General features: G+C 65.6%; 8 protein-coding genes. 5 read left to right on the top strand and 3 right to left on the bottom strand.

The features are described from left to right. The 3 genes from RM96_RS40475 to RM96_RS40470 all read right to left on the bottom strand — a co-directional run. The coding region (locus RM96_RS40475) for a hypothetical protein (RefSeq protein WP_039016418.1) at positions 1–242 on the bottom strand (242 nt) is incomplete at its 3' end. Positions 243–270: 28 nt separating this feature from the next. Beyond that, positions 271–1,428 carry a methyl-accepting chemotaxis protein gene (locus RM96_RS35430; protein ID WP_238587518.1) on the bottom strand — a complete coding sequence of 386 codons (1,158 nt, stop codon included), beginning with the start codon at positions 1,426–1,428 and terminating at the stop codon, positions 271–273. Positions 1,429–1,473: 45 nt separating this feature from the next. Then, positions 1,474–1,992 (bottom strand): MCP four helix bundle domain-containing protein, encoded by a 519-nt coding sequence (locus RM96_RS40470; RefSeq protein WP_238587517.1) that lies wholly within the window; start codon positions 1,990–1,992, stop codon positions 1,474–1,476. A gap of 412 nt (positions 1,993–2,404) precedes the next feature. Here RM96_RS40470 and flhC point away from each other — a divergent pair, with 412 nt between their 5' ends. The 5 genes from flhC (at position 2,405) to RM96_RS35405 (ending at position 6,115) form a co-directional block, all read left to right on the top strand. After that, entirely contained in the window at positions 2,405–3,010 is a 606-nt protein-coding gene (flhC, locus tag RM96_RS35425; protein WP_052279926.1) for a flagellar transcriptional regulator FlhC, read from the top strand. Positions 3,011–3,153: 143 nt separating this feature from the next. Next, a complete protein-coding gene (locus RM96_RS35420; protein WP_039016417.1) occupies positions 3,154–3,504 on the top strand; it encodes a hypothetical protein in 351 nt (116 codons plus the stop codon). 196 nt (positions 3,505–3,700) lie between these two features. Beyond that, complete coding sequence (locus tag RM96_RS35415) at positions 3,701–4,450, top strand: SDR family oxidoreductase (protein ID WP_039016416.1); 750 nt, start codon at positions 3,701–3,703, stop codon at positions 4,448–4,450. A gap of 12 nt (positions 4,451–4,462) precedes the next feature. Continuing rightward, positions 4,463–4,786 carry a putative quinol monooxygenase gene (locus RM96_RS35410; RefSeq protein ID WP_039016415.1) on the top strand — a complete coding sequence of 108 codons (324 nt, stop codon included), beginning with the start codon at positions 4,463–4,465 and terminating at the stop codon, positions 4,784–4,786. Positions 4,787–4,969: 183 nt separating this feature from the next. Then, the gene (locus tag RM96_RS35405; RefSeq protein WP_082016857.1) at positions 4,970–6,115 is read left to right on the top strand and encodes an MFS transporter; all 1,146 of its coding nucleotides are present in this window, start codon (positions 4,970–4,972) and stop codon (positions 6,113–6,115) included. The last annotated feature ends 107 nt before the right edge of the window (positions 6,116–6,222 follow it).

Here is a 6,222-nt window from a genome sequence, read left to right as displayed (position 1 = left end):
GCGATCTGCGCGGCAGGCAGTCCAGCTATGCCCTGAAGCAAATACCCGTACAAAAACGCCGGCACGCTACGATAAGACTCCCGCCCGGCGGGCAAGAAGGCGCTTTTTGCCTCCTTTTTGGCGCCGTCAAAAAGGAGGTCGCCGGCTACGCCGGCGAAACAGCAGCGCATCCAAGAACCCATACCCCCGATCCAGCGAAGAACCAAGAAAAAAGACGCTGTCCCGAAGAACAGCGCCCACATGCGCAACCACTGAAACCAGACGCCGCCCTCAGAATGACTGCCAGTCCTCGCTCCCACCGCCCGCAGCGCCACCGCCCTGTCCGGATGCAACAGGTTGAGCCGCCGCATGGCCCAATGCGGCCGGGTTGCCCCCACGCCGCGTCACTGGCGCCGGCTTGCTCCGAGGAATAACCGGCCTGCGCAGCGGCACGCCGGCACCATTCACATCGGCCACCTGGAACACCGCCACCGCATCAGCCATGGTGTTCGCCTGCTCCTCCAGCGACTGCGCCGCAGCCGCGGATTGCTCCACCAGCGCAGCGTTCTGCTGGGTCCCCGAGTCGATCTGGCTGATCGCGACGTGCACCTGCTCTACACCCTGGCTCTGCTCGGCGGACGCCACCGAGATCTCGCCGACGATGTCGGACACCTGCTTGATGGCGCGGATCACCTCGCCCATCGTCACGCCCACTTCGGCGGCCTGGCGCGCGCCGTCCTGCACCATCGTCGCGGACGATTCGATCAGCTCCTTGATCTCCTTGGCCGCAGCCGAGGAACGCTGCGCCAGCGCACGCACCTCGCCCGCCACCACGGCGAAGCCGCGTCCCTGTTCACCGGCTCGCGCGGCTTCCACCGCGGCGTTCAGCGCCAGGATGTTGGTCTGGAAGGCAATCCCCTCGATCAGGCTGGTGATGTCGGAAATCTTGTCCGAGCTGCCGCTGATCTTGCCGATGGTCTGCACCATGGCCTGCACCGCTACGTTGCTGGCGTCTGCCATGCCGCGGGCATTGCCCGCCAGCGAATTGGCCTGATGTGCGTTGTCGGCGTTGAGCTTCACGGTCTGCGAAATCTCGGTCATGCTGCCCGCGATTTCCTCGAGCGACGCGGCCTGCTGCTCGGTACGGGCCGACAGGTCCATGTTGCCGCTGGCGATTTCACGCGCCGCCACGCGCACCGACTCGCTCGAAAGCTTGATGCCGCGCACGGTGTCCGCCAGTTGCTGTGTCATCCGCCTCATCGCGCCAAGCGGCTGGCCGAACTCGTCCTTCGAATCCACCACGATCTGCTGATCCAGGCGGCCCGCCGCGATCTCGTCGGCAATGCTGACTGACCTGTTCAGCGGCCGGGAGATCGCCCGCTGCAGGTAGACCGAAGCACCGATCGAGACCAGTACGCCAAGCGCAATCAGGATGCCGGTGCTCCACAATGCCCGGCGTGCCTGCTCGGTGCTGTTGACGTCGTAGTCGTTGGCCTACTTCACGTTCAGCTCGACATCCCTGGTGATGGAATCGCCCAGTTTGTCGCCAACCGGGATCAGCCGTGTGTCCTGCAGCTTCGCGGCCTCCGCAACGGCGCCGGTGTTGATCAGCTGAAGCTCCTGGTCGACCAGGCTCAGGAAGGTCTTCAGCTCACCGTCCAGCGCATCCGCCACGACACGCTCGCCGTCCGAGATGACGCGCGCCGGATAGTAGGCGCTCCAGGCCTTCTGCAAGGTCCTCTGGTGAGCCGCGATCTCAGCCACGTCGGCACTCTCCGGCCCCTCCGAAGTCGCCCGGATCTTCCACAGCAGCCGGCGCACATGAAGCTGCGACGCGCGAACCTCCATCAGCTCGCCGATCGCCACCGTGTTCTGCACGTAGGCGTTATGCATGTTCTGGTTCAGATTGAAGATCGCCTCCAAGGCAAACAGGCCGATGCCAAGCATCAGCACGATGCAGATGCCGAACGCAAGAATGATCCTGAACTTGATCGTGTGTACGAACTGAGTCATGAAGGTTTCCCCAAATGCCGGTACGGAAGAACTGCCCCACGCAGGCGCAACGAATGCCGGCCGCACGCATGTGCCGCGTCTTGATGTTGCCGGGTTAACGGCAGGCGCTCACTCGGCATGACCACTACCCGCATGAAGGTTGATACGCCGCAAAGAGCGAGGGGAACCTGTACCCGTTCACGTACTGCGTGAGCGTTTTTCCCGCACAGCGCAATCGTTGTTTTCAGAAGTTGCAGCGAGGCGTCGTCAACTTGCCACTGTTGACAAAAGTCAATGCTACTTGGAGAGCGTGCTTCCTAGAATCCATCGCATTTCAGCGAGTTTGGGGAACGGGCGCGACGCAAATGAGCACTGTGCGCATGCCAGCCAGGTTCGATGTACCAGCCACCGACACAGAAGACGGAGCAATCAAGTGAATGCATTGCCGCAGGCCAGTACCCCGTTGTCATCCCCGATGCCCGCGCCGGCCCGCAAGAGCGTGCTGCAGGACGTCGAGCAAACCCGCCTGGCTATCGAGATGATCGCGCAGGGTGCGCGCCTCCAGGTGCTGGAATCGGAAGTCGCGCTGCCGCGCGTGCGCCTGATCAGGCTGTACAAGGAGCTGTGCGGCGTGTCGCCGCCCAAGGGAATGCTGCCATTCCCGATCGACTGGTTCGTGACGTGGCGGCCCAACGCGCATGCTTCGCTGCTGCTCTGCGCGTACCGGTTCATCGTCGCGCAAGGCCAGGTGGACGGGATCCACGCCATGCTGTCGAGCTACCGGCTCTACCGTGAGTACGTCTCGCAGGCCGATGAGGAACTCCTGATCAGCTTTACCCGTGCCTGGACGCTGGTGCGCTTCTATGAGCGAGGCATGCTTGAGCTGGCCCGCTGCAGGACCTGCGGCGGGCAGTATCTTGTCCACGCCCACGACCCACGCAGACGTCATGTCTGCGGGTTGTGCGAGCCGCCCGCGCGTGCTGGCAAGACACGCAAGGCACCGATGCAGGCGGTGCAGCACATCCCTCACGCCCGGTAGCAAGTCGCGGCCGCCGCACGAAGAACTGTCGGCTACCGAACAGTCCGGCGGCCAGTTGCCTTCCAAGATGAAGGCAGCCCATCATTGGCGACGGCTCCGGCCGTCGCGCGCGGCCTGCACAGGCCCGTTACGGAACCACGTCCATGTTCAAGCTACCCACGCTGGCCCGCAAGCCGAACGCATCCGCGGCGCCCGCTGCGCCGCAACAACCCGGTGCCGCGACGGCGAATGCCATGCCGGAGCAAGTGGCCCGGAACCTGAAGACGCACAGCGACGCCATGATCCAGTACGGCGCCAGGCTGCTGGTCATGCGCGAGATGCTGGTGGCGCTGTCGGCGCACATGCCGCCGCAGTGCCGGGCCGAGGTCGAGAAGGCCTTCCGCCAGCGGATCGACGACCTGCTGTCACTGACGGACGACCGCATGCTGACCGCGGACTTCCATTCGACCTTGCTCAGCGAAGTGAACTACTACCTGAACGAGATCAAGGCCTAGCGGCGCCGCTTCGCGCACCTGAGCCGGATTCCCGCCGCCCGCCGCTCTCCGCTGCCACTCGCCAGCGACGCTTCCGCGCATCCGCGCCCCCACACGTGCAATCCCGTCGAACGAGTTCATCGGGATGTTCGCATGGCAATTCGCCTTCCACCGACCACAATGCATTCACCAACCCAACTGTTCCAAGGAGAACGCAATGCAACGCTTTGAAGGCAAGACCGTACTGGTAACCGGCGGCAACAGCGGCATGGGCCTGGGCACCGCCCAGGCTTTCGCCGCGGAAGGTGCCCGCGTCGTCATCACCGGCCGCGACGCCGCCTCGCTGGAGTCGGCAAAGGCCACGCTGGGCGCCAGCGCGCTGGCCATCCGCAATGACGCCGGCTCAGTCGCCGCCGCGCGCGAACTGGCCCGCACGCTGAGCGATGCCGGCATCCGGCTCGATGCGGTGTTCATCAACGCGGGCATCGCGAAGTTCTCGCCCTTTGGGGATGTCGAGGAAAGTCTCTGGGACCAGACTTTCAACACCAACGTCAAGGGTCCGTACTTCCAGCTGCAGGCGCTGACGCCGCTGTTCAACAAGGGGGCTTCGATTGTGCTGAACGGCTCGATCAATGCCCATATCGGCATGCCCTCCTCGTCCGTGTACGCGGCGAGCAAGGCAGCGCTGATTTCGCTGGCGAAAACACTGTCCGCCGAACTGCTGCCACACGGCGTGCGCGTCAACGTGCTGAGCCCCGGCCCGGTCGAAACGCCGCTGTACGGCAAGCTCGGCATGGACGAGGAAACCCTGAAGGCGACCGCCGCCGGCATCCTGAGCCAGATCCCGGTGGGGCGCTTCGGCCACGTGAACGAAATCGCCGCTTCGGTGCTGCACCTGGCTTCGCCCGAATCCGGCTTCATCGTCGGCACCGAAATCATCATCGACGGCGGCATGAGCCAGCTGTAAAGAGACGCCATCATGAGCGACAACATCGCCTTTATCGTTCACCTGCCAGGCAAGCCGGAGCACCGCGCTGAGCTGGAAAGCCGCCTGATGGGCGTGCTCGAAGCCATGTCCAGGGAACCGGACTTCATCAACACCTACCTGAGCCGTTCCGCCGACGATCCGGACACGCTGGTGCTGTTCGAGACCTGGGCATGCAGCCGCGAGCACTTCCTGCAGCACCATCTGAAGCTGCCGTATCGCCAGGCCTATGAGGCCGAGCTGCCCCGGCTGCTTGCGCGCGCGCGCACGCTGGAATTCCTGCAGCCGCAGCGCGCCTTCGAGAAGCCGGCCGCCTGAGTCCGCCTGAGCCCGGGTCGTCGCCAGCAGGGTTGCAGCACAAGTGCTACCCTGCTGGCCGACAACACAAAAACAGAGCGGCGCCCGACGCCCGGCCAGTTGAAGATCAACGTGACTACCCCAACAAGCTCCCGGGTTGCCGCTGCGGCAGCTCCGGCGCCCGCCACGCCCGTTCCGGCGTGGATGACACCGCTGCTGGCCGCTGCCTGCGGCATGGTCGTCGCCAACCTCTACTACGCCCAGCCTCTGGTCGGCCCCATCGCCAAAGCACTGTCGCTGTCACCGGAAGCCGCAGGACTGATCGTCACGCTGATCCAGGCCGGCTACTGCCTGGGGCTGCTGTTGCTGGTGCCGCTGGCAGATATCGTCGAGAACCGGCGCCTGGTCTGCCGCCTGCTGGCAGGTACTGCGCTGGCGCTGGCCGCCGCCGCGCTGGCAACACACGCCGGCACCTTCCTGCTGGCGGCCTGGGTCATGGGCCTGTGCTCGGTGGCCGTGCAGGTGCTGGTGCCCTTTGCCGCGCACCTGGCACCGGATCATGCGCGCGGGCGCGCGGTCGGCAATGTGACCAGCGGCCTGCTGCTGGGCATCATGCTGGCGCGGCCCGTCTCCAGCATCGTCGCCGACCTGGCCGGATGGCATGCCATCTTTGCGCTGTCAGCCGTTGTCATGACTTTGCTGGCGGCCCTGCTGCGGCGGCGGCTGCCCGAGCGCCGGCCGCCGCCCGGCCCGGGTTACGCCCAAACGATTGCCTCGATGTGGGGCCTGCTGCGCACGCAGCCCGTGCTGCGCCGGCGCGCCGCCTACCAGGCGGGCATCTTCGGGGCGTTCAGCCTGTTCTGGACCACCGCGCCGCTGTGGCTGGCGGGCCCCGCGTTTGGGCTGACGCAGAAAGGCATCGCACTGTTTGCACTGGCCGGTGTGGCCGGCGCCGTGTCGGCGCCGATTGCGGGGCGGCTGTCCGATCATGGGCACGGCAAACCGGTGACGGCCTTTGCCCTGCTGCTCGGCGCCAGCTCGTTTGCGCTGAGCCGCGTGGGAACCGAAGGCTCGCTGCTCTCGCTGTCCGCTCTGACGCTGGCTGCAATCGTGCTGGACTTTGGTGTATCGGCCAACCTGGTGGTAGGCCAGCGCGCCATCTTCGCGCTGAGCGCGGAGCATCGCGGACGGCTCAACGGCCTGTATATGGCGATCTTCTTCGTCGGCGGCGCAACCGGCTCGGCACTGGGTGCATGGGCATATGCGCACGGCGGCTGGGCGTGGGCAAGCGCGATCGGCTTTGCGCTGCCGGTGCTGGCACTGGGGTATTTCGCGACCGAGCGGAAATAGGCCGGCGCGCCCGGTCAGGCGGATTGCCTCTCCCTGACCGCCCAGCGCAATTGCGGGATGACCCGGCCTTCCAGTGCGGCCACGCCGCCGCCCTGCGCCCGCATGTA

This window comes from Cupriavidus sp. IDO (assembly GCF_000812465.1).
In the GTDB taxonomy this organism is placed as follows: domain Bacteria; phylum Pseudomonadota; class Gammaproteobacteria; order Burkholderiales; family Burkholderiaceae; genus Cupriavidus.
Note: the sequence above shows the minus strand (reverse complement) of the source record. Positions and strands in the feature narration are given on the sequence as shown.